The sequence below is a fragment of the Kitasatospora setae KM-6054 genome (assembly GCF_000269985.1).
GTDB classification, from domain to species: Bacteria; Actinomycetota; Actinomycetes; order Streptomycetales; family Streptomycetaceae; genus Kitasatospora; species Kitasatospora setae.
Window position 1 is genome coordinate 7,024,360 of the sequence record NC_016109.1, and the last position, 20,947, is coordinate 7,045,306.

Below are 20,947 nucleotides of genomic sequence, written 5' to 3' on the forward strand. Positions count from 1 at the left end.
CCACCATGCTGACGCATAGTCAATTCTCTTTCTGTTCGGCGAAGTCGAAGGCCCGCGCATGACCGGGGCGGTCGAACTCTCCGGCGGGACGGCCGGACCGGACGCCTTACGCCCGCTGATCGCCGAGGTGCTGGCCGGGCTGGCCGCCGGCGCGGCCCGGCGCGCCGGGCCGATCGCCCCCGGCGAGCCGGACGAGATCGCGGCGGCCGTCCGGGGCGCCCTGGCCGAGGCCCGAGGGCCGTCCGCGCTGGGCCGGTTGGCGGAGCTGCTGGCGTACGGCGCGGCCGACCCGGCCGACCCGCACTGCGCCGCGCACCTGCACTGCCCGCCGCTGGCCGTCGCGGTCGCCGCCGACCTCGCGGTCAGCGCGCTCAACCCCTCCCAGGACTCCTGGGACCAGGCCCCCGCCGCGACCGTCCTGGAACGCGAACTGCTCGCCGAACTCGCCGAGACGGTCGGCTTCGACCCCGACCGGGCGGCCGGCGTGCTGACCAGCGGCGGCACCGAGTCCAACCTGATGGGCCTGATGCTCGCCCGGGACCAACGCCTCGGCCGCGAAGTCGAGTTGAACGGCCTGCCGAGCGGCGTCCGCCCCCGGATCCTGGCCTCCGAGGCCGCGCACTTCTCCGTCCAGCGCGCCGCCGCGCTGCTCGGTCTCGGCGAACGCGCCGTCCGCGCCGTCCGGGTCGACCGCCACCTGCGGATGGAACCGGACGCGTTGGCCGAAGCCTTCGCCGAGGCCGGCTGGGAGGGTGCCACCCCCGTCGCGGTCGTCGCCACCGCCGGCACCACCGACACCGGCGCGATCGACCCGCTGCCCGCCGTCGCCGACCTCGCCGCCCGGCACGGCGCCTGGCTGCACGTCGACGCGGCCTACGGCGGCGGCGCGCTCTTCTCGGAACGGCTCGCCCCGCTGCTGACCGGCATCGAGCGCGCCGACTCGGTCTCCCTCGACTGGCACAAACTCGGCTGGCAGCCCGCCGCGGCCGGCGTCTTCCTGGTCCGCGAGGACCACACCTACGCCTCGCTGGCCCGCCGCGCCGTCTACCTCAACCCGGCCGACGACGAACAGGCCGGCTACCCCAGCCTGCTCGGCCGGTCGCTGCGCACCACCCGCCGGCCCGACGCCTTCAAACTCGCCGCCACCCTGCGGGTGCTGGGCCGCGACGGGCTCGGCGAACTGGTCGACCGCTGCCACCACAGCGCCCTCCGGGCCGCCGAACTCGTCCGCGAGAAACCCGAATTGGAACTCCACTGCGACCCGGTCCTGACCACCGTGGTGTTCCGCTACCGCAGCGCCGACCCGGCCCGCGCCGACCACGTCAACGCCGAACTCCGCCGCCTCCTGCTGCGCACCGGCCGGGCGGTGGTCGGCCGCACCGAACTCCCCGGCCACGGCCCGGGCCGGGTCCGGCTCAAGCTCACTCTGCTCAACCCGCACACCACGGAAGCGCAGTTGGCCGCCCTGCTGCGCGCCGTCGTCGAGGCCGGGAGGGCCACGGAGGGACGAACGGCGGAGGGATGACGGCGCAGGATCCCCTGGCGAGGCGCCCGGGGGCTCAGGGCACCAGGCGGTACCCGTTGCCGCCCTCGGGCATCCGGCCGTCGTCCTCGAACCACGGGATCTCGATGTCCGTCGGCACCTCGCGGAACGAGGTGCCCGGCTCCTTCAGCACCCGCAGCGGCCAGCCGCAGTAGCCGCCCAGGCCCTCGCCCCGGTGCTGCAGCACCGGGTCCAGCAGGTCGCGCATCGCGGCGAGCCGCGCGTCGTCGAACCCGGTCAGCGGGGCGGGGTCGCGGACCAGGACCCGGGGGCCCCGCTCGCCGCCGCCGTTCGGACGATCCGTCAGGAAGTCCACGGTGATGCCCAGTTCGGCGGCCCGATCCGCCAGTGCCGCCGGCCCGCCGAGGTAGTGGACGTGCCGCTCGGTCAGCAGGTTGGCCCAGTAGTAGCCCCGGGCCACCTCGAACGCCATCACCTCGGCCTCCGGGCAGGGGTGGTGCTTCTCGTAGGGCAGCCAGGTGTGGAACGCCGAGGTCCGGTCGTACACCAGTGCCCCGTACACCACGCCCGGTTCCTCCGCCGCCCGGGCCAGCAGCCGGGCGAACACCTCGCCCGCCCGGTCGGCCCGCTCCGCGTCGCCGTGCAGGGCGCTGGCGTTGACCGCGCACGTCCACACCTGCGGGTCGGTCCGGGAACGGCGGAGGGCCACCCGGGCCTGGGCCTCCTTGCGGCCCTGCGGGTACCCGTCGACGTCCCAGTACTGGAAGAGCGCCAGGGTCTCCGGCAGCCCTCCCTCCGCCGCGAAGCGCCGGTAGGACTCGTCGGTCCAGACCGGATCCCACTCGTCGCGGTCCTCCGCCCAGCGGACCAGCCGCGAGCGCACCGCGCTCAACCCCAGCTCCGCCAGGCCGTCTTCCAGTCCGCGCCCGAGCGCCAGGACCAGCTGGGCCGCCGCCCCGCTGGTCCCGCGCAGGCTCACGGACAGGTAGAGGCCCGGCTCCGGCAGCCCCGCGCCGCGAGCCGCCTTCCGGCGGACGAACCAGGTCTCCAGGTCCGCCTCACTGCGCAACATCCCGTCTCCCCCTCCCCGGCCGCCGCCCCGCCCCCGGCGGCCCGGCCGGTACGCTACACCCCCTCCAGCAGGATCCCCCGGAGGGTCTCCCACTGCTCCGGGTCGGCGGCGACCAGCAGGCCGTTGGTGCCGCCGGGGGCCTCGGGGCGGTAGGGGGAGCCGTCGAAGCGGGCGCTGCGGCCGCCCGCCTCGGTGACCAGGAGCGAGCCGGGGGCGTGGTCCCACGGGAGGGTGCGCCAGTAGAGCAGGAAGCCGAGGGCGCCGTCGGCGACCAGCGGGTACTCGATCCCGGCGGCGCCGCGCCCGGGGTCGAGCGGGCCGAGCGCGAGGGCGTTGGAGAGCAGGCGGTGCCCGCCGGGGTGCGCGATGTAGCGGGTCTTCAGGATGCCGGTCCACTCCTCGGGCGGGGTGGCCACCTTCGCCAGGGCGAGCCGTTCGCCGTCGCGCCAGGCACCGGCGCCGAGTTCGGCGGTGTACGCGGTGCGGGCGCACGGCTGCCAGATCCAGGACGCGACCGTCTCGCCGTGCCGGACCAGCGAGGCCATCACCGCGTACGAGGAACGGCCGGCGACGAAGTTCCGGGTGCCGTCGACCGGGTCGACCAGCCAGGCGGCAGGCTCGGCGTGCAGGGCGCGGGCCAGTTCGGGGTCCGCGGCGACCGCCTCCTCGCCGACCACCGGGACGGGGAGCAGCTCGCGCAGCCGCCGGGCGATGATCCGCTCGGCCTCCCGGTCGGCGACGGTGACGATCTCGCCGGGCGCCTTCTCCATCACCTCGCCGTCGGCCAGCGCCCGGAACCGCGGCTCGACCGCCTCCGCCGACGCCTCGACCAGGATCTCGGTGACCTTCTCCATCAGCACGCCCGTGCTCCCTTCCACCGCCCCCACTCTCCCATGCCGGGGCGGGACGGACGTTGCTCAGGTGGCGTGCGGGGCGGGAGGGGCCCGGCGGGGGAGCGGCGCGGCCTGGGCTCCGCCGGGGCGCCGCCGGGTCGTGGTCGGCGCGCATCCGGCGGTTTCTCGTGGGCGCGGACCGGGTTGTGCCGGCGGTCGGGGCGGGAGGGGCTCGGTGGGAGCCCCGGCGGGGGAGCGGCGCGGCCGGGCCGCCGTCCGGTCACCGCCCGGTCAGCCGGTCGTACTCGGCGCGCACCCGGCGGTCCATCGCGAGCGCGAACTGGGCCTCGTTGACGGCCCGGGCGAGCGGGCGGACGCGTTCGACCTGCTCGGTCAGCCGGGCCGCCTCGGCGGGCGCCAGGTCGCGGACCCGGGCGAGCGCGCCGAACACGTGGTCGCGGACCAGCGCGACGAACACGTCGGCCATCGCGTCGGCGTACTCGCTGGCCCGCCGGCTGACGTCCAGCACGGCGGCCAGCGGCACGCCCTCGCCGACCAGGGCGACGGTGGCGTCCATCAGGCGGCGGCTGACGTGGGTGATGCCGTCGGGGTCGACGGTGATGTAGCCCTGGGCGACCGATTCGGCGGTGTTGGCCTCGGTCAGCTGGTCGCCGAACGCGGCGCGCAGTTCGTCCCAGCCGAGGTGCACCGGCGTCTCGTCGGACCAGGGGGCGACCAGCGCGGCCCGCAGGCCGATCAGCTCGGCGACGTCCCGGCCGTCCTCGCCGGCGCCGATCAGTTCGGCGATGCCGCCCAGGGCGTGCCCGCGGTCGAGGAGTTCGGCGATCAGCCGGAGCCGGGCCAGGTGCTCGTCCCCGTACCAGGCGATCCGGCCCTCCTTGCGGGGCGGCTGGAGCAGGCGGCGCTCGCGGTAGAAGCGGACGGTGCGCACGCTGACGCCGGCCGCCTCGGCCAGTTCGGCGACGCGGTAGGCGCGGGGGCGTCCGCCCGGTTCACGGTCCTGCTCGGTCTCCGCCACGCCGGTCAGCATAGGGCCGTGGGGCGGCGCGGAAACAGCGACGCCCCGCGCTATTCCACTCGGTGTCAACAAGGGCTACGCTGCCAAACGCGCCAGTGATTACTGGCAGCATCCAGCGAGGCCCCGCCGGGACCGCCCCTCAGCCCTCAGCTCCGGCTCCCCGGCCCCGCCGCCCCGCACCAGCGCACCGCCCCCGCACCGCCGGCCAGCCGCACCCCACCCTCGCCGCCCGCCAGGAGGCCCGCCCATGGCACCCCGCACCAAGAAGCCCCCCGCGCCCGACACCGCCGCCGCGCCCGACACCGCAGCCGCCGGGGCCGCCGACACCCCGCCGCGCCCCGTCCCGCACGTCCGGGTCGCCGTCATCGGCTCCGGCTTCGGCGGCCTCGGCGCCGGCGTCCGGCTGCGCCGGGCCGGCATCACCGACTTCGTCATCCTGGAGCGCGCGGACTCGGTCGGCGGCACCTGGCGCGACAACTCCTACCCCGGCTGCGCCTGCGACGTGCCCTCGCACCTGTACTCGTTCTCGTTCGCGCCCAACCCCGAGTGGCCCCGGGTGTTCTCCGGCCAGCCCGACATCCGCGCCTACCTGGAGCGCGTCACCGACACCTTCGGCCTCCGCCCGCACCTGCGCTTCGGCGCCGAGGTCACCGAACTGCGCTGGGACGAGGAGCGCACCCGCTGGCAGGTCGCCACCGCCGCCGGGAACTGGACCGCCGACGCCGTGGTCTGCGCCGCCGGACCGCTCGCCGACCCGCAGATCCCCGACCTGCCCGGCCTGGACGCCTTCCCCGGCAAGGTCTTCCACTCCTCCCGCTGGGACCACGACTACGACCTGGCCGGCAAGCGCGTCGCCGTGGTCGGCACCGGCGCGTCCGCCGCCCAGATCGTCCCCGCCATCCAGCCGCTGGTCGGCTCGCTCACCGTCTTCCAGCGCACCCCCGCCTGGGTCCTGCCGCGCGCCGACCGCGAGGTCACCGGCGCCGAACGCTGGCTGCACGCCAAGCTCCCGCCCACCGGACTGCTGCGCCGCGCCGGGCTGTTCGTGATGCGCGAACTCCAGGTCGACGCGTTCGTCCGCCGCCCGCAGCTGCTGAAACTCGTCCAGCAGGTCGCCCTGCGGCACCTGCACCGGGCCGTCGCCGACCCGGCGCTGCGCGCCAAGCTCACCCCCGACTACCGGATCGGCTGCAAGCGCATCCTGCTCAGCAACACCTACTACCCGGCGCTGGCCGCCGCCAACACCGAGGTGGTCGCCGGCGGGCTGCGCGAACTGCGCGGCTCCACCCTGGTCGGCGCGGACGGCAGCGAGCACGAGGTCGACGCGATCGTCTTCGGCACCGGCTTCCACGTCACCGACCTGCCGATCGCCGAACGGGTCTTCGGCACCGGCGGCACCTCGCTCGCCGAGAGCTGGAAGGACGGCATGGAGGCGCTGCGCGGCTCCACCGTGCGCGGCTTCCCCAACCTGTTCTTCCTGATCGGCCCGAACACCGGCCTCGGCAACAACTCGATGATCCTGATGATCGAGTCCCAGCTGAACTACCTGATCGACGCGCTCACCACCCTCGACACGGTCGGCGCCGCCGCCATGCAGCCCACCGCGCGCGCCCAGCGCCAGTGGAACCTCGAACTCCAGCACCGGATGGGCCGCACCGTCTGGACCACCGGCGGCTGCCGCAGCTGGTACCTCGACGAGGGCGGCAAGAACACCGTCCTGTGGCCCGGCTCCACCAGCGCCTTCCGGCGCGCCACCCGGCACGTCGACCTCGCCGAGTACGAACTCGTCAAGCGCGTCGAACCCGGCGCCCCCCGGAGCGCCGCCGCCCCCGAGCAGGTGACCGCGTGAGCCCCGGCCGTCCGATCCCCGCCGACTGCGTGCTGCCCGACCCCGCCGCCGTGCGCACCGTCCGCTCCGCCGACGGCGCGGTACTCAACGTCGAGGAGTACGGGCCGGCCGGCGCGCCGCTGATCGTCCTCGCCCACGGCTGGACCTGCTCCACCACGTTCTGGGCGCCGGTCGTCAACCGGCTCGCCGCCGACTTCCGGGTCGTCGCCTACGACCAGCGCGGACACGGCCGCAGCCCCGCCCCCGCCGACGCCGCCGGCTACTCCACCGCCAAGCTCGCCGACGACCTCGAAGCGGTGCTCGCCGCCACCGTCCCCGCCGGGCGGCGCGCCGTCCTCGCCGGGCACAGCATGGGCGGCATGACCATCATGGCGGCCGGCGACCGCCCCGGCGTCGCCCGCCGCACCGCCGCCAACGTGCTGGTCAACACCGGCCCCGGCGAACTCGTCGCCGAACTCGCCGTGCTGCCGGCCGCCGTCCGGGCCCGGGGCCTGCGGCGCTTCCTGCACCGGCGGATCCTGCGCTCCCGGCTCCCGCTCGGCCCGGTCACCGCCCTCACCAGGGCCGCCCTCAAGTACGCCACCATGGGCCCCGCCACCCCCGCCGACCGGGTCGCGGCCTGCGCGCAGGTGGTGCACGCCTGCCCGACCCGGGTCCGCTTCCACTGGGCGACCGTGCTCGACACCCTCGACGTGCACGACGCCCTGGCCCGGATCACCGCCCCCACCGCCGTCATCGCCGGCAGCCACGACCGGCTCACCCCGCCCGTCCACGCCCGCCGGATCGCCGCCGCCCTCGCCGACCCGCGCGGCCTGCTCGAACTCCCCGGCACCGGCCACATGAGCCCGGTCGAACGGCCCGCCGAGGTCGCCGCCGAGATCCGCCGGATCGCCGCCCTGGCCGCCAGCCTCCCGGACGCCGAACCCGCCGCGGCGCCCGCCACCGCGGCGCCCGCCGCCGATCCGCCCGCCACCGACCCGTCCGCAGCCGTCGCGTCCGCCGCGAAGCCCCTTGAGGAGACCGCATGACACCGCCGCTGTCCTCGCAGGTCGTCGTCATCACCGGAGCCGCCCGCGGCCTCGGCGCGCTGATGGCCCGCAAGCTCGCCGAACGCGGCGCCAAGGTCGCCCTGGTCGGTCTGGAGCCCGCCGAACTCAAGGCGGTGGCCGCCCAGTGCGGCGACCACGCCTCCGCCTGGGAGGCCGACGTCACCGACCTGGACGCGCTCACCGAGGTCGCGGGCCGGATCAAGGACCGGTACGGGCGGATCGACGCCGTGGTCGCCAACGCCGGCATCGCGCTCGGCGGCCCGGTGCAGGACAGCGACCACCGCACCTGGAGCCGCGTCGTCGAGGTCAACCTGCTCGGCTCCGTCGCCACCGCCCGGGCCTTCCTGCCCGCGCTCGCCGAGAGCCGCGGCTACCTGCTGCAGATCGCCTCGCTCGCCGCGCTCACCCCCGCGCCGCTGATGTCCGCCTACTGCGCCTCCAAGGCGGGCGTCGAGTCCTTCGCCCACGCGCTCCGCGCCGAGGTCGCCCACCAGGGCGTCAAGGTCGGCGTCGGCTACCTGAGCTGGACCGACACCGACATGGTGCGCGGCGCCGACCAGGACGCGGTGCTGCGCCGGATGCGGGCCAAGCTGCCCTGGCCCGCCAACAAGACCTACCCGATCGGCCCCGCCGTCGACCGCCTGGTGGCCGGCCTCGCCCGCCGCTCCGCGCACGTCTACGCCCAGGCGTGGCTGCGCGGCATGCAGCCGGTCCGCGGCTTCCTCCCCGGCCTGATCGCCCTGGTCGGCTCGCGCGACGTCGCCCGGCTGGCCCCCGAGCTCAAGGCCACCGCCGCCACCCGCCTGCGCCCGGTCGGCGCGGGCGGCCGGGCCGACCAGGAGGCCCGGACCGGCAAGGGGGAGTGAGCGGACGAGGGGCAGTGGGCCCCGCGCCGCCAGGGCGTCCCGGCCCGTCGCGTTATGACGATCGGACCGGCGCTCGGCTGATCATCGGTCAGGGGAGGTCCGATGATCAGCCTGGCGTCGGTCCGATGATCGGTGGTGGGAGGTCCGATCATCGCCCCGACGCCCATCCGATCACCGGCGGCGGGCGCCCCGGCAGCCGCCCGCCGCCGCTCCGTCAGGTCCCGTGCACCGAGACCTCGTTCAGTGAGTAGCCCCACTGGGTGGCCCGCGCCGTCCCGTGGAAGCGGACGTACCGGGCCGCGGTCGGCGGGAAGGCCGCGGTGTCCAGGCCGCCGTCGCCCGCCGTGGTGGACCAGACGGTGCGCCAGGCGGTGCCGTCGGTGGAGACCTCGATCCGGTAGGACCGGGCGTGGGCCCGCTCCCAGTCCAGGGTCACCCGGTCGACGGAGTGGACGGCGCCCAGGTCGAGGCGCAGCCACTGGTCGTCGCTCCAGTCGCTGGCCCAGCGGGTGGCGCGGTCGCCGTCGACGGCGCGGCCGGGCTGGTAGGAGGTGAACGGGTTCCACTCCGAGGAACTGGCGGAGGCCGCCGCACCGGTGGCCAACTCCCGCCCCGGTCCGTGCAGTTCGGTGGCCCGCCAGGTGGTCAGGTAGGACTGCGCGCCGCGCAGCAGGTCGTCCACCACCCGCTGCCCGCCGGGGGCGAGCCGGATCTGCTCGATCCAGTCCGGCAGCAGCCCGGCGTGCGCCAGGCCGTCCGTGTTGACGTCCCAGGTCCGGTCGCCGGTGACCTGCCGCTCCAGCAGCGAGCCGCCGTCGGCCGAGCGGAACGGGTACGTCACGCTGGTCGGCGCGCCCGGCCCGACCGGGCCCGGCCAGCCGCCGACGCCGTTCAGGTCGCTGCCGTAGCCGTAGCCGACCCCGTACGCCGCGCGCAGCGCCGCGGTGCGGTCCGCCTCGGCGACGAAGCCGGCCGCGTCGTGCGGGTACTGGGCGGCGAACCCGCCCAGCCGGTAAAGGCGTTCGGTCCAGTCGGCGTCCATCCAGCTGTGGCTGGAGAGCACGCCCGGGTAGCCCTTCGCCTCCAGCAGCTCGAAGGCGCTCCGGGCCGCCTTGGCGCTCATGTGGTCGACCTCCAGCATCATGTGCCGCTTGACCAGGCCGTCGATCGCGTACGCGCCGAGCGCGGTCAGGCCGCGGGTGTTGCACTGCGCGGCGGCGGCGTACACCGGCAGGCCGACCCCGGCGGGCAGCAGCGCGTTCGCCCGGGCGGTGGGCAGGCCGATCGGGTTGTCGTGCTGCGGGCCGGTGCACTGCTCGGTGCTCCAGAAGGTGCCGGTGGACAGGAACTGCCCGGCGTTGACGGCCACCCCGGTGGTGCCCTCGTCGAAGCGCACCCCGCACAGCGCGTTGTCGAACTTGTGGCACAGGAACATGCTGCGCACGCCCAGCGCGTACAGCTCGTCCAGCCCGCGGTCGATCGCCGCCCGGTCGCACTGCGGCACGTCCAGTACCTGCTTGCAGCCGAACGGCTCCGAGGTCTCGACGCCGAGCACCACGGCCAGCCTGCCCTGCGCGACGACCGCCCGGGCCTGCTCGGAGTCGGTGACGATGCGGAACCAGCCCTTGCCGGGGCCGCCGTACATCCGGTCCACGTAGTCCTGGAGCTGGTACGACTTCGCCGCCTCGGCGCGGATCGCCGCCATCTCGTCGCAGGGGCGGTCCTTGTACGGGTAGATCGAGCAGAGCAGCCCGTTGGTCACCAGGTCGTTCACCAGGACGCGCTCGCCGCCGCGCCAGGCCCGCTCGACCCAGGCGTAGTAGTCCTGCTGGTGGCTGAGCGAGTCGTGGGCGGGCCAGTCGGCGAAGGTCGGCCAGCCGACCGGGTCGTGGTGGCCGTCGGCGCCGCCGGTGACGTTCTCGAACAGGGCCAGCGCGCCGTCCGGGTAGTGCTCGGGGCAGTCCTTCAGCGCGTCCGCGACGCCCTGCTCGGAGAAGGCGGAGCCGCAGATGACCCGGCCGCCGAAGCCCTCGGCCGACATCAGGTGGTTGTGCGCGTCGACGAAGCCGCGGACCGCGCCGTCCGGGCCGGTGCCGCGGAACGGTTCGCCGGTCACGCCGATCCGCGAGTCCGGCGCCGGCCGGGCGACCGGGTCCCACCACCCGTCGGCGGCCCGGGCGGCGGGCGCGGGCCCGGCGCCGGTGGCGAGGACGGCGGCGAACAGGAGCAGCGGCAGCAGGCGGGCGAGGGCGTTCCTGGCACGGTGGCGGGGGAGGCGGTGGGGGAGGCGGGTGCGGTGGTTCCCGGTCATGGTCACCTCTCGGTCCGGGGAGGCGGCGCGGGCGGCGCTGGTGCGCGGTCTCCCGAGAATCCCGAGGGTCTGACGTGCCGTCAAGGCATCCGACCGGATTTACTGACCGGTCAGTAGGGGGTGAGCGGGAAGCTGATTCGTCGACAAGTCGTCAGCGTTTCCCGGCGCCGGGGGTGGGACGGGGGTGGGGCGGGGGTGGGGCGGGGGCGGACATGCGTCGGGCCCGGCCCCGTGGGGAGGGGCGGGCCCGGGCGTGCGAAGGCGGTGCCGGGCCGTCAGTGCCGCGAGGGGCGGGGACGGGCCGGCGGGGCGACTTCTATGGAGCGGGCGTGCGGTCGAACGGACATCGGTTCTCCTGGAAGGGATGGGCGCCGCGTGGGACGGCGGCGCTGCCCGAAACCGTAGGGTGATCGGACGAACGCCGGTGCGGGGCGCGCCGCCGACGCCGCCCGGGTCGCCCGAAGGGCCGAGGCGTCCGTCGGCCGGTCGGTCGATGCGGCGCCGGGCTACCGCCCGGTACGGTCGGGGCCATGACCACCGCTCTCATCACCGGCGCCACCGCCGGCATCGGCGCCGCCTACGCCAACCGCCTGGCCCGCGACGGCCGCGACCTGGTGCTGGTCGCCCGCGACTCCGAACGCCTCGCCGCGTCCGCCGCCGAACTCACCGCCCGCCACGGCGTCCGGGTCGAGACGCTGACCGCCGACCTCGCCACCGAGGCCGGCATCGAGGCCGTCGAGCAGCGCCTGCGCGACGCCGACCGCCCCGTCGACCTGCTGGTCAACAACGCCGGCTTCGGCCACCGCGGCACCTACCTGGACGTCCCCGTGCAGGACGAGCTCGACATGCTGAAGGTGCACGTGGAGGCGGTGCTGCGGCTCACCACGGCCGCCGTCCCGGGCATGCGCGAGCGCCGCTTCGGCGCGGTCGTCAACGTCGCCTCGGTGGCCGCGTTCCTGCCGCGCGGCACCTACGGCGCGACCAAGGCGTGGGTGGTCAACTTCACCCTCGGCATCGCCCGCGACCTGGCCGGCAGCGGCGTCCGCCTGCAGGCGCTCTGCCCCGGCTTCACCCGCACCGAGTTCCACCAGCGGGCCGGCATGGGCACCTCCTCCATCCCGGCCTGGGGCTGGCTCACCGCCGACCGGGTGGTCGACGACTCGCTGCGCGACCTGGCCCGCAACCGCCCGCTCTGCGTCCCCAGCAAGCGCTACAAGGCCGCCGTCGCCGCCGCGAAGCTGCTCCCGCCGGGGGGCCTCGGCAAGATCTCCAACACGGCGGGCCGCGACTACCGCAAGCCCTGACGGGCGGGGCGGAGGGGCGGGGGTGCCGGGCCGGGAATGCCGAGAAGTTTAGGTTTGCTAATGATGAGCAAGGCTCGCTAAACTCGGCCCGGCGCCCCTTCACCGACCCCCAGGAGGTCCCCGTGCAACTGAACCGGATCGACTGGACGCCCCCCGAGGGCCAGCGGAAGGAACCCGCCCAGGTGCGGCGGATCCTGCGGCTGTTCCGGCCCTACGCCGGACGGCTCGGCGTGGTCGGCCTGCTGGTCGGGGCGTCCGCCGTGGTGTCGGTGGTAACCCCGTTCCTGCTCCGCGCGGTGCTGGACACCGCGATACCGCAGGGGCGGACCGGGCTGCTCAGCCTGCTCGCGCTCGGCATGATCGCGGCGGCCGTGGTCACCAGCGTGCTGAACGTGCTGCAGACACTGATCTCCACCACCGTCGGCCAGCGCGTCATGCACGACCTGCGGACGTCCGTCTACCGGCACCTCCAGCGGATGTCGCTGGCGTTCTTCACCCGCACCCGCACCGGCGAGGTGCAGTCCCGGATCGCCAACGACATCGGCGGCATGCAGTCCACCGTCACCGGCACCGCCACCTCGCTGGTGTCGAACCTGACCGCGGTGGTGGCCAGCGTGGTCGCGATGGTCGCGCTCGACTGGCGGCTGACCATCGTCTCGCTGCTGCTGCTCCCGGTGTTCGTCTGGATCAGCCGCCGGGTCGGCCGCGAGCGCAAGAAGATCACCGGCGAGCGGCAGCGCCGGCTGGCCGGGCTCTCCTCCGCCGTCCAGGAGTCGCTGTCGGTCAGCGGCATCCTGCTCGGCCGCACGATGGGCCGCTCCGACTCGCTGACCCGCGAGTTCGCCGAGCAGTCGGACGAGCTGGCCGCGCTGGAGGTGCGCGCCAGCATGGCCGGGCGGTGGCGGATGTCCACCATCGGCATCGTGATGGCCGCGATGCCCGCGCTGATCTACTGGGCGGCCGGCCTGGCCTCCGCCGCCGGGGCGCCGATCGTCTCGCTCGGCACCCTGGTCGCGTTCGTCTCGCTCCAGCAGGGCCTGTTCCGGCCCACCGTCAGCCTGCTGTCCACCGGCGTGGAGGTGCAGACCTCGCTCGCCCTGTTCCAGCGGATCTTCGAGTACCTCGACCTGCCGGTGGAGATCGACGAACCCGCGCACCCCGTCCGCCTGGAGCGGATCCGCGGCGACGTCCGCTTCGAGGGCGTCGACTTCCACTACCGCCCCGACCAGGACCGCCCCACCCTGTCCGGCATCGACCTGGCCGTCCCGGCCGGCGGCTCGCTCGCCGTGGTCGGCGAGACCGGCTCCGGCAAGTCGACGCTCTCCTACCTGGTGCCCCGGCTGTACGACGCGACCGGCGGCCGGGTGCTGATCGACGGGGTGGACGTGCGCGAGCTGTCCTTCGAGACGCTGGCCCGCGCGGTCGGCGTGGTCTCCCAGGAGACCTACCTGTTCCACGCCTCGGTCGCCGACAACCTGCGCTTCGCCAAGCCCGACGCCACCCACGCCGAACTCGTCGAGGCCGCCCGGGCCGCCCAGGTGCACGACATGATCGCCGCCCTCCCCGACGGCTACGACACCATGGTCGGCGAACGCGGCTACCGCTTCTCCGGCGGCGAGAAGCAGCGCCTGGCGATCGCCCGCACCGTGCTGCGCAACCCGCCGATCCTGATCCTCGACGAGGCGACCAGCGCCCTCGACAACCAGACCGAGCACGCCGTCCAGCAGGCCCTGGACGCCCTCGCCACCGGCCGCACCACGCTCACCATCGCGCACCGGCTCTCCACCGTCCGGGACGCCGACCAGATCGCCGTCCTCGACCGCGGCGAGATCGCCGAACTCGGCACCCACGACGAACTGGTGGCCCGCGACGGCCGCTACGCCGCGCTGCTCGGCCGCGAGACCCCTCCGGTGCCGGTGCCCGCGGCCTGAGCGCCCGGGCCTGAGCGCCCGGGCGCGGCGCTCAGCCGCGGAAGTCAGCCGCGGAACTCGGCCGGGCGCTCCGGGGAGGCGGCGGCGAGCGCCTCGGTGACGGCGTCGGTGCCCGCGCGCAGGCCGTAGACGGGCGTGGCGGGCTGCTGGCGCCAGGAGTCGTCGATGCCGCCGGCGTCGACCGTGTCGAAGCCGAGCGACTCGATCAGCTCGCGCACCAGCCGCTTGGCGGCCGGGTCGTCGCCCGCCACCGGCAGGGCGATCCGGTCGGGGTCGCCGGCCGGGCGCGGGGCGTCCAGGATGTCCTGGGCGTAGGTGCCGTTGAACGCCTTGACCACGGGGTGGCCGAGCTGACGCTCGACCCAGCGGCTCTCGGTCAGGCCCTCGTCCTCGATGGCGGCGATCCGGCCGTCCCGCTGCTGCGGGTAGTAGTTGTTGGTGTCGAGCACGGCGAAGCCCTCGGCCGCGCCGGCCAGCAGGTCGTCGGGCAGGTCGGGGACGTTCTTCAGCGGGACGGTCACCACGACCAGCTCCGCGCCGTCCGCCGCCGCGCCGACCGCCACCGGCGTCGCGCCGGTCTCCGCCGCCAGGTCGGCCAGCGTCTCGGGGCCGCGCGAGTTGGCCACCGCGACCTGGTGGCCGAGCGCGGTGAGCCGGCGGACCAGGTTGCCGCCGATGTTGCCCGCGCCGATGATGCCGATCCTCATGGTGTGCTCCGTGCCTCTCGGTTCCGTGGCGGGACGCCGGGACGGCGCGCCCACACCGAAGCCGAACCGGCCCGTCCGCACCGTTGTTCCCGGTGCGGACGGGCCGGATCGAAAAAGGCCGACGGGCGGTCAGGCGGCCTTGGGGGACTCGTTGTACTGCTCGGCGGACTCCTGCCCGGACAGCGCCTGGATCGCGGCCATCACCTCGTCGGTGACCTGCCGGCGGGCCTTGGCCGAGCGGGCCTGGCCGTGCAGCTCGTCGAAGCGCAGCGGCTCGCCGAACTTCACGCTGATCTTGTGCAGCCGGGGGATCCGCTTGCCGACCGGCAGGATGTGCTGCGGGCCCTCCAGCGCGACCGGCACCACCGGGACGCCGGCGGTCAGCGCCAGCCAGGCCACGCCGGTCTTGCCGCGGTACAGCCGGCCGTCCAGCGAGCGGGTGCCCTCCGGATAGATGCCGAAGGCCCGGCCGGAGGTCAGGATCTCCAGGCCCTCGTCCAGCGAGGCGGTGGCGGCCCGGACGCTGCCGCGCTCGACCGGGACGGCGTTGATCACGTGGGTGAAGAAGAACCGGGACACCGCGCCCTTGAGCCCGGTGCCGGTGAAGTACTCGGCCTTCGCCAGGAAGAACACCTGGCGCGGCGCGGCCAGCGGGATGACCACGCTGTCGACGAACGACATGTGGTTGCTCGCCAGGATCACCCCGCCCTTGCGCGGCACGTTCTCCAGGCCCTCGATCGTCGGCCGGTACAGGGCCTTCGCGAGCGGCTTGAGCACGAGCTTGGTGACGAGGTCGATCACGGTGTTGGCCCTCCCTGGCCGGACAGACGATCCCACCGGGGAGCGTCCCCGGCCGGGGGCCCGCCGCGAGGGGCGGGGCGCGCGGCCCGGTACGGCACCGGACCACTGGGTAACGGATCGCAGACTACGACATGCACCCCGCCGCCCGTCCACATCCGGTGCCGTCGCGACGCTGCGATCCTTGTCACGCCCGCTCCGTGGACGGGTTCCTTCTCGAATGGCGAGACGGCGGGGCAGGGGCGGCGGCGGGGGCGGGGCGGGGTCGGCGGGGACGGGGGCCGGGCCGGGGGCCTCAGCCGCGGACCGGGAAGATCCGGCTGACCACCCGCTCGGCGGCCCGCCCGTCGTCCCACGGGCAGAACCGCTCCCGGAAGCGCCGCCGGGCCTCCGGCTCCGGGTCGCCCGCGAGCAGCGCCTCGACCAGCGCGTCCTGCTCGGTGGTGACCGCGCCGGGCGGCTCCTTCATCAGGTCGAAGTACACGCCGCGGACTTCCTGGTACTCCTCCCAGTCGGGGGCGTACACGGCGATCGGCCGGTCCAGCACCGCGTAGTCGAACATCATCGAGGAGTAGTCGGTGACCAGGGCGTCGGCCGCCAGGTAGAGGTCCTCGACGACGGGGTGGTCGGAGACGTCCAGCAGGGTCGCCGCGCCCGGCCCGGCGGTCAGGTCGCCCGCGCCGCCGTCGTGGAAGTAGTGGGTGCGGACCAGCACCGTCCAGCCGGAGCCGAGCCGCTCGGCCAGCGCGGGCAGGTCCAGCAGCGGCAGGTAGCCGCCGCGCGACTCGCGGTGGGTCGGCGCGTACAGCACGGTGCGCTGCCCGTCGGCGATGCCGAGCGCGCGGCGGGCGTCGACGCACTGCTCGGGGGTGGCCAGCGCCAGGCGGTCGTTGCGCGGGTAGCCGGTGTCGAGGATCTGGTAGGTGCCGGGGAAGGCGCGGGCGAAGTGCCGGCTGGTGTGCGGGTTCGGCGAGACCAGGTAGTCCCAGCGCCCGACCACCTCGCGCAGCCGCTCGAAGTCCATCCCGTCCGCCGCCAGCGGCCGGTCCACCAGGTCCATGCCCATCGCCTTCAGCGGCGTGCCGTGCTGGGTCTGCACGTGCACGCTGCCGGTCCGCTTGGTCATCGCGTACGGGAAGTTGACGTTGTTGACGAAGTACTTGGCGGTGGCCATCGCCCGCAGGTACGCGGGCGTGTTGACGACCACGTACGGCACCCCGGCGGGCAGCGTGGCGGCCCGCTCGGGCGTCTCCACCACCCACACCCCGCGCACCTGCGGGGCCAGCTCCCTCGCCTTGGCGTAGATCGCCGCCGGGTTGCAGGCGTAGCCGCGGTGCCAGTACGCCGCGTACACCGCCAGGTTCTCGTCGATCGGCAGCCGCTTGAAGGTGGTGTACGCGGTGAACCTGGCCCCGCTGCGGACCACCTTCTTCACCCCGGGCGCCACCGCCCGGGTGCCGCGCTTGACCGCGGCCGGCAGCTTGCCGCCGCGGCGCAGCTCGGCGTAGGCGCGCCGGGAGCCGCGGGCGGCCAGCCGGTACTGGACGCCGCGCACGCCGGACGGGTAGCGGTAGCCGGCCGGGCGGTGCTTCGCGAAGTGGCCGGTGATCCGGGCGAAGAACTCGGCGCGCAGCTCGGGCGGGACCAGCCCCGGGGTGTCGTAGACGGTCAGCGCCTGCTTGACGGTGCGGTCGAAGACCAGGGTGCGCAGCGCGTTCGCCCGGTCGTTCCGCTCCAGGAAGGCGAAGATCGCGTCGTACTGGGCGAAGGCGTCCGCGTGCTTGGGCGAGGCGGTGGCGGTGATCGCGCCCGGGCGGCCGCGCCGGTAGTTGTAGCAGGGTCGGTCGAGGTAGAGCAGCCGGTCGGCGGCCAGCAGCAGCGGGTAGGTGACCGAGATGTCCTCGTAGTAGCCGTCGCCGAAGCGCACGTCCAGGCCGAGCAGGTAGTCGCGGCGCATCACCTTGTTCCACACCGCGAGGACGGCGTTGAACAGCGCCGGGTGCTCGGCGGCGGTGCAGCCGGACACCAGCGGGGAGCCCGCCAGCACCCGGCGCCACGGGTTCGGCTCCCGCCCGCCGTCCGGGTAGACGTGCGTGAAGTCGGTCAGCAGCACGTCGGCCGGCAGCTCGCGGGCGCTCTCGGCGCGCAGCTCGGCCAGCACGGCGTCGATGCTGCCCTCCGGCAGCCAGTCGTCGCTGTCGACGAACCAGACGTACGTGCCGGTGGCCTCGGCCAGCCCGGTCGCGCGGGCGCCGCCCAGCCCCCGGTTCTCCGCCAGGTGCAGCACCCGCATCCGCGGGTCGCCGGCCGCGTGCGCGTCCAACAGGGCGCCGCAGTTGTCGGGGGAGCGGTCGTCCACTGCGATCAGCTCGACCTCGCCGGGCGCGGCGCCCTCGGCCCGGAGCGAGTCCAGGCACTGCGGCAGGAAGCGCTCCACGCCGTGAACGGGCAGGACGATGCTGAGCAGAGGGGGCACGTGCGTTCACTCCGCGAAGGGATGAGGGGTGGCTGCCGGCGGGTCGCCCGGTACCGACACTCTACCGAGCCGGGCCGGGGGCTCCCCGGGAGCGGACGGCTGCCCTGCGGCGGGCCGGTGGCGGGGCGGTGACGGGGGCGGCTGCGGTGCGGGCCGGGCGGGGGCCGGTGCGGGCCGGGGGCCGCGGCACCCCGGGCGCAGGTGGTCGGGGTGACCGGGGTGCCGCGGACGGCGGGGGGAACGCGACCGCCGGTGCCGCGCCGTGACAGCGGCGGCACCGGCAGTCCGGTTGGCGGTCCGACCGACCCTCAACGATCGACCGCCGGTCCGTCCACCACGTCGGAGTCGGGCCGCCGCAGCGTCGAGACGGCCGGACAGTGACTCACCGTGATGTCGGAAGGGTAACGGGATGGTCGGGTGATTCGTTCATACTCGAAATCACCCGACCCGGGACGGGTGGGTGTTCCCGGTTATCCCGTGTCGATACAGATATTGCTTGGAGGTTTCGGTCACGTCAATCCCTCGTATGTGTTCAATTTCTGAACTCGGGATGTCATGACTGCGCGGGTGTCGTGCACAGGCCATTGCCCGGTGCGCGGGCCGCTCCTATATTGACGCCACGTCTCACAAGTGGGGGGTACACCGAGGATGGCCGCCACACCGCCCGTACCGCCCCTCCCGGCCGCGCCCCTCCCCGCCGCGCCCCTCCCGGCCGCGCGCCCGGCGAGCCCGGTGCTCCGGCTGCTGCTGCTCGGCCCGCTGGCCGCCGCGGCCGGCTGGGCCTTCCTGGCCCTGTGGCCCGCCGCCGGCGCCACCGACGACCTCTTCGCCTGGGCGATGTCCCCCGTCACCGCCGTCCTGCTCGGCTCCGGCTACGGCGGCGCCGCCGTCATGCTGGCGCTCGCCGCCCGGGCCCGCGGCTGGGCCGAGGTCCGGGTCGCCACCGCCGCCAGCTGCCTGCTCGTCCTGCTCACCCTCGCCGCCACCCTCGCCGACCGCCGCGACCTGCACCTGGACGGCGGTCCGCTGCTCGGCTTCCTGGCCGCCTGGGGCTGGCTCGCCGTCCACCTGGCCGCCCCGCCCGCCGGACTGCTCGCCCTCGGCGCCCAGCTCCGCACCCGCGGCCCCGCCCCCGCCCGCACCCCCCGGCCGCCCTGATGGGTCGCCGCCCCGATGACCGGCGGCGGCGCGCTGCTCGCCCTGCTCGGCCTCGCCCTGCTGCTCGCGCCCGGCCCGCTCGCCGCCCACTGGCCCTGGACCGCCCGCCCGCTGGACGTCCGCGCCCTCGGCGCCTGGACCCTCACCTTCGGCGCCGCCCTGCTGCTGGCCGCCCGCGAGTCCGAACTGCGCCGGGTCCGCGGCGGGATGGCCGCCATGGTGCTCACCGGCCTGCTCGGCCTGACCGGACTGGCCCGCTACGGAGACCTGGTCGCCTGGCGCCAGCCCGGCGCCTGGATCGCCGTCCTCGTCCTCACCGCGCTGCTCGGCCTCGGCCTGTGCGGCTACGGCGTCTCCGCCGTCCTCGACCCGCCGCGCCGCGACCTGCCGCCCGGCGACGTCGAGGAGGTCGAACTCGGTTGAACCCGGCGGAGCGCGGTGCAAACGCCGGCGGCCGGGCCGGCGGCCGCACGCCCGGCGCGGCCGCCGGCCCCCGCGCGCCCCGGCAACGCCCCGGACCGCCGCGGCAGCTGACAGCCGGTCAGCGCCCGGCCGGGCACCGGCCGGTACCCGGATGGCGCTCGGATGGTGCACCATCAACCGATGCGCAGTCGTGACCGAGACCAGCAGGCCCTGGTGAAGCGTCAGTTGCGTTCGCGCGATACGGTGGCAGAACACCAGGACGGTTGTGTGAAAGCCGTCATAGCCGGATAGTCTTCGCCTCACGGCCCTGGCGCCTCGTAGGGGTGGGAATACAGATGGAACAGATGCAAGTGCGACCGCGGCCCCGGGTGCCCGCGATCCAGTGCGGTGTCGGCACGGCCGGCCGCCGGATCGACCGGCACCTGGCGATCCTCGGCGCGCCCGCGCTCCCGGCGGTGGACACGGCAGAAGCACTCGGCCTGATAAGGGAGCTGACCCCGCGCGGGCCCAGCGCCCCCGCGGCCGCCGCCGCACCGCGCCGCAGCGCCCGGGTCTCCCTGATGGCCCCGCTGCGCCGCCTGAAGCGCAGCCTCTTCGGCAGCCGCCGCTGACCCGCGGGCCTCCGGACGCGCCAGCGCTCCCGGCGGCCCGCCGCAGTCCGCTGCCACCACCCGACGGACCGGGGTCCGTCGGGCTTTCGGCGTGCCCGGCTCCTGACCCGGCCTACCGGTCCCTGCCCTCCCCGGCCCGGCCTGGCGCACGGTGGCGGTCGCTGGCGCGCCCTGGCGGGTACCCTGGCGGTCGGGTGGCGATCGGCCGCCACCCCTAGCGGGGGGCGTACCAAGATCGGCCAGGATGGGCCCCATGTCCGACACCTTCCATACCCAGACGCTCGACATCACCACCGGCCGCGACGAAGTCGCCCTCGACGTCACCGACCGCTGCCACGCCTTCCTCAGGGAAGTCGCCGACGGCCGCGACGGCCTGCTCAACGTCTTCGTCCCGCACGCCACCGCGGGCATCGCCGTGATCGAGACCGGAGCCGGCAGCGACGACGACCTGCTCGCCACCCTGCGCGAACTGCTCCCCGCCGACGACCGCTGGAACCACCGGCACGGCAGCCGCGGCCACGGCCGCGACCACGTGCTGCCCGGCCTGGTCGCCCCGCACGCCACCCTGCCCGTGATCGGCGGCCGGATCGCCCTCGGCACCTGGCAGTCCGTCGTCCTGATCGACACCAACGGCGACAACCCGCAGCGCAAGCTCCGGCTCTCCTTCCTCGGCTGACGCCGCTCCGCCGGGGCGCGGGCGCGACGGTGCGGCGGGCACCGTCCGACCCGTGGATGGCCCCGCCCCACCCGGCGGGGCCCGGCGTACCCTGGACGGCATGGAAGAGCAGCGGCCGACCGAGACCGGCAACGGAACCGGGGACGGAACCGAGCAGGTCTGCGAGGTGTCCGCCGACCCCGAGCGGGCCCTGCGCGGCCTGCGGCCCGGCGGGCCGGGCGAGCGCGCCGCGTGCGTGCTGTGCGGCGAACCGACCGAGTACCCCGCCGACACCCCAGGCAGCCCGCTGTGCCCCGTCTGCACCTGGCAGCAGGCCCAGCGCGCCGCCTGCTCCGGCTGA

The 20,947-nt window shown here is 75.2% G+C and carries 18 protein-coding genes; 11 read left to right on the forward strand and 7 right to left on the reverse strand.

Features of this window, described 5'->3' with window-relative positions; genetic code table 11:
• Positions 1-58: 58 nt before the first annotated feature.
• A complete protein-coding gene (locus KSE_RS30930) occupies positions 59-1,525 on the forward strand; it encodes a pyridoxal phosphate-dependent decarboxylase family protein (RefSeq protein WP_014139312.1) in 1,467 nt (488 codons plus the stop codon).
• Between the two features lie 34 nt (positions 1,526-1,559).
• On the opposite strand, the gene KSE_RS30935 is transcribed toward KSE_RS30930, so the two are convergent.
• The 3 genes from KSE_RS30935 to KSE_RS30945 all read right to left on the reverse strand — a co-directional run bounded on the left by KSE_RS30935 (position 1,560) and on the right by KSE_RS30945 (position 4,460).
• Entirely contained in the window at positions 1,560-2,576 is a 1,017-nt protein-coding gene (locus KSE_RS30935) for a hypothetical protein (RefSeq protein ID WP_014139313.1), read from the reverse strand.
• Positions 2,577-2,629: 53 nt separating this feature from the next.
• Positions 2,630-3,454, reverse strand: a complete 825-nt coding sequence (locus tag KSE_RS30940) for an inositol monophosphatase family protein (RefSeq protein ID WP_197540722.1) — start codon at positions 3,452-3,454, stop codon at positions 2,630-2,632.
• Positions 3,455-3,689: 235 nt separating this feature from the next.
• Positions 3,690-4,460 carry a MerR family transcriptional regulator gene (locus KSE_RS30945; RefSeq protein WP_014139315.1) on the reverse strand — a complete coding sequence of 257 codons (771 nt, stop codon included), beginning with the start codon at positions 4,458-4,460 and terminating at the stop codon, positions 3,690-3,692.
• Positions 4,461-4,695: 235 nt separating this feature from the next.
• Here KSE_RS30945 and KSE_RS30950 point away from each other — a divergent pair, with 235 nt between their 5' ends.
• From KSE_RS30950 to KSE_RS30960, 3 genes are read left to right on the forward strand one after another with little or no spacing between them, the layout of a single operon-like run.
• Positions 4,696-6,297 carry a flavin-containing monooxygenase gene (locus KSE_RS30950; RefSeq protein ID WP_014139316.1) on the forward strand — a complete coding sequence of 534 codons (1,602 nt, stop codon included), beginning with the start codon at positions 4,696-4,698 and terminating at the stop codon, positions 6,295-6,297.
• Positions 6,294-7,325 carry an alpha/beta fold hydrolase gene (locus tag KSE_RS30955; RefSeq protein ID WP_014139317.1) on the forward strand — a complete coding sequence of 344 codons (1,032 nt, stop codon included), beginning with the start codon at positions 6,294-6,296 and terminating at the stop codon, positions 7,323-7,325. The genes KSE_RS30950 and KSE_RS30955 overlap by 4 nt, the downstream gene beginning before the upstream one ends.
• Positions 7,322-8,212 (forward strand): SDR family oxidoreductase, encoded by an 891-nt coding sequence (locus tag KSE_RS30960; RefSeq protein ID WP_014139318.1) that lies wholly within the window; start codon positions 7,322-7,324, stop codon positions 8,210-8,212. The genes KSE_RS30955 and KSE_RS30960 overlap by 4 nt, the downstream gene beginning before the upstream one ends.
• Positions 8,213-8,426: 214 nt before the next feature.
• On the opposite strand, the gene KSE_RS30965 is transcribed toward KSE_RS30960, so the two are convergent.
• On the reverse strand, positions 8,427-10,523 hold the full coding sequence (locus tag KSE_RS30965; RefSeq protein WP_014139319.1) for a galactose-binding domain-containing protein: 2,097 nt from the start codon (positions 10,521-10,523) through the stop codon (positions 8,427-8,429).
• 530 nt (positions 10,524-11,053) lie between these two features.
• Between KSE_RS30965 and KSE_RS30970 the strand changes: the two genes are divergently transcribed.
• Positions 11,054-11,827 carry an SDR family NAD(P)-dependent oxidoreductase gene (locus KSE_RS30970; protein ID WP_014139320.1) on the forward strand — a complete coding sequence of 258 codons (774 nt, stop codon included), beginning with the start codon at positions 11,054-11,056 and terminating at the stop codon, positions 11,825-11,827.
• A 122-nt stretch (positions 11,828-11,949) separates the two neighbouring features.
• Entirely contained in the window at positions 11,950-13,758 is a 1,809-nt protein-coding gene (locus KSE_RS30975) for an ABC transporter ATP-binding protein (RefSeq protein WP_014139321.1), read from the forward strand.
• A gap of 44 nt (positions 13,759-13,802) precedes the next feature.
• On the opposite strand, the gene KSE_RS30980 is transcribed toward KSE_RS30975, so the two are convergent.
• The 3 genes from KSE_RS30980 to KSE_RS30990 form a co-directional block, all read right to left on the reverse strand.
• Positions 13,803-14,465: an NADPH-dependent F420 reductase gene (locus tag KSE_RS30980; RefSeq protein ID WP_014139322.1), complete on the reverse strand. Its 663-nt coding sequence runs from the start codon at positions 14,463-14,465 to the stop codon at positions 13,803-13,805.
• Positions 14,466-14,594: 129 nt separating this feature from the next.
• Entirely contained in the window at positions 14,595-15,266 is a 672-nt protein-coding gene (locus KSE_RS30985) for a lysophospholipid acyltransferase family protein (protein WP_014139323.1), read from the reverse strand.
• A 292-nt stretch (positions 15,267-15,558) separates the two neighbouring features.
• A complete protein-coding gene (locus KSE_RS30990; RefSeq protein ID WP_014139324.1) occupies positions 15,559-17,739 on the reverse strand; it encodes a bifunctional glycosyltransferase/CDP-glycerol:glycerophosphate glycerophosphotransferase in 2,181 nt (726 codons plus the stop codon).
• Between the two features lie 648 nt (positions 17,740-18,387).
• Here KSE_RS30990 and KSE_RS30995 point away from each other — a divergent pair.
• The 5 genes from KSE_RS30995 to KSE_RS31015 all read left to right on the forward strand — a co-directional run bounded on the left by KSE_RS30995 (position 18,388) and on the right by KSE_RS31015 (position 20,947).
• Positions 18,388-18,897 (forward strand): hypothetical protein, encoded by a 510-nt coding sequence (locus KSE_RS30995; protein ID WP_014139325.1) that lies wholly within the window; start codon positions 18,388-18,390, stop codon positions 18,895-18,897.
• Positions 18,898-18,912: 15 nt separating this feature from the next.
• A complete protein-coding gene (locus tag KSE_RS31000; RefSeq protein ID WP_014139326.1) occupies positions 18,913-19,320 on the forward strand; it encodes a hypothetical protein in 408 nt (135 codons plus the stop codon).
• Positions 19,321-19,655: 335 nt separating this feature from the next.
• Positions 19,656-19,931, forward strand: coding sequence for a hypothetical protein (locus KSE_RS31005; RefSeq protein WP_014139327.1), 276 nt, complete (start codon positions 19,656-19,658; stop codon positions 19,929-19,931).
• Positions 19,932-20,184: 253 nt separating this feature from the next.
• Positions 20,185-20,607: a secondary thiamine-phosphate synthase enzyme YjbQ gene (locus KSE_RS31010; protein WP_014139328.1), complete on the forward strand. Its 423-nt coding sequence runs from the start codon at positions 20,185-20,187 to the stop codon at positions 20,605-20,607.
• 100 nt (positions 20,608-20,707) lie between these two features.
• Entirely contained in the window at positions 20,708-20,947 is a 240-nt protein-coding gene (locus KSE_RS31015) for a hypothetical protein (protein ID WP_014139329.1), read from the forward strand.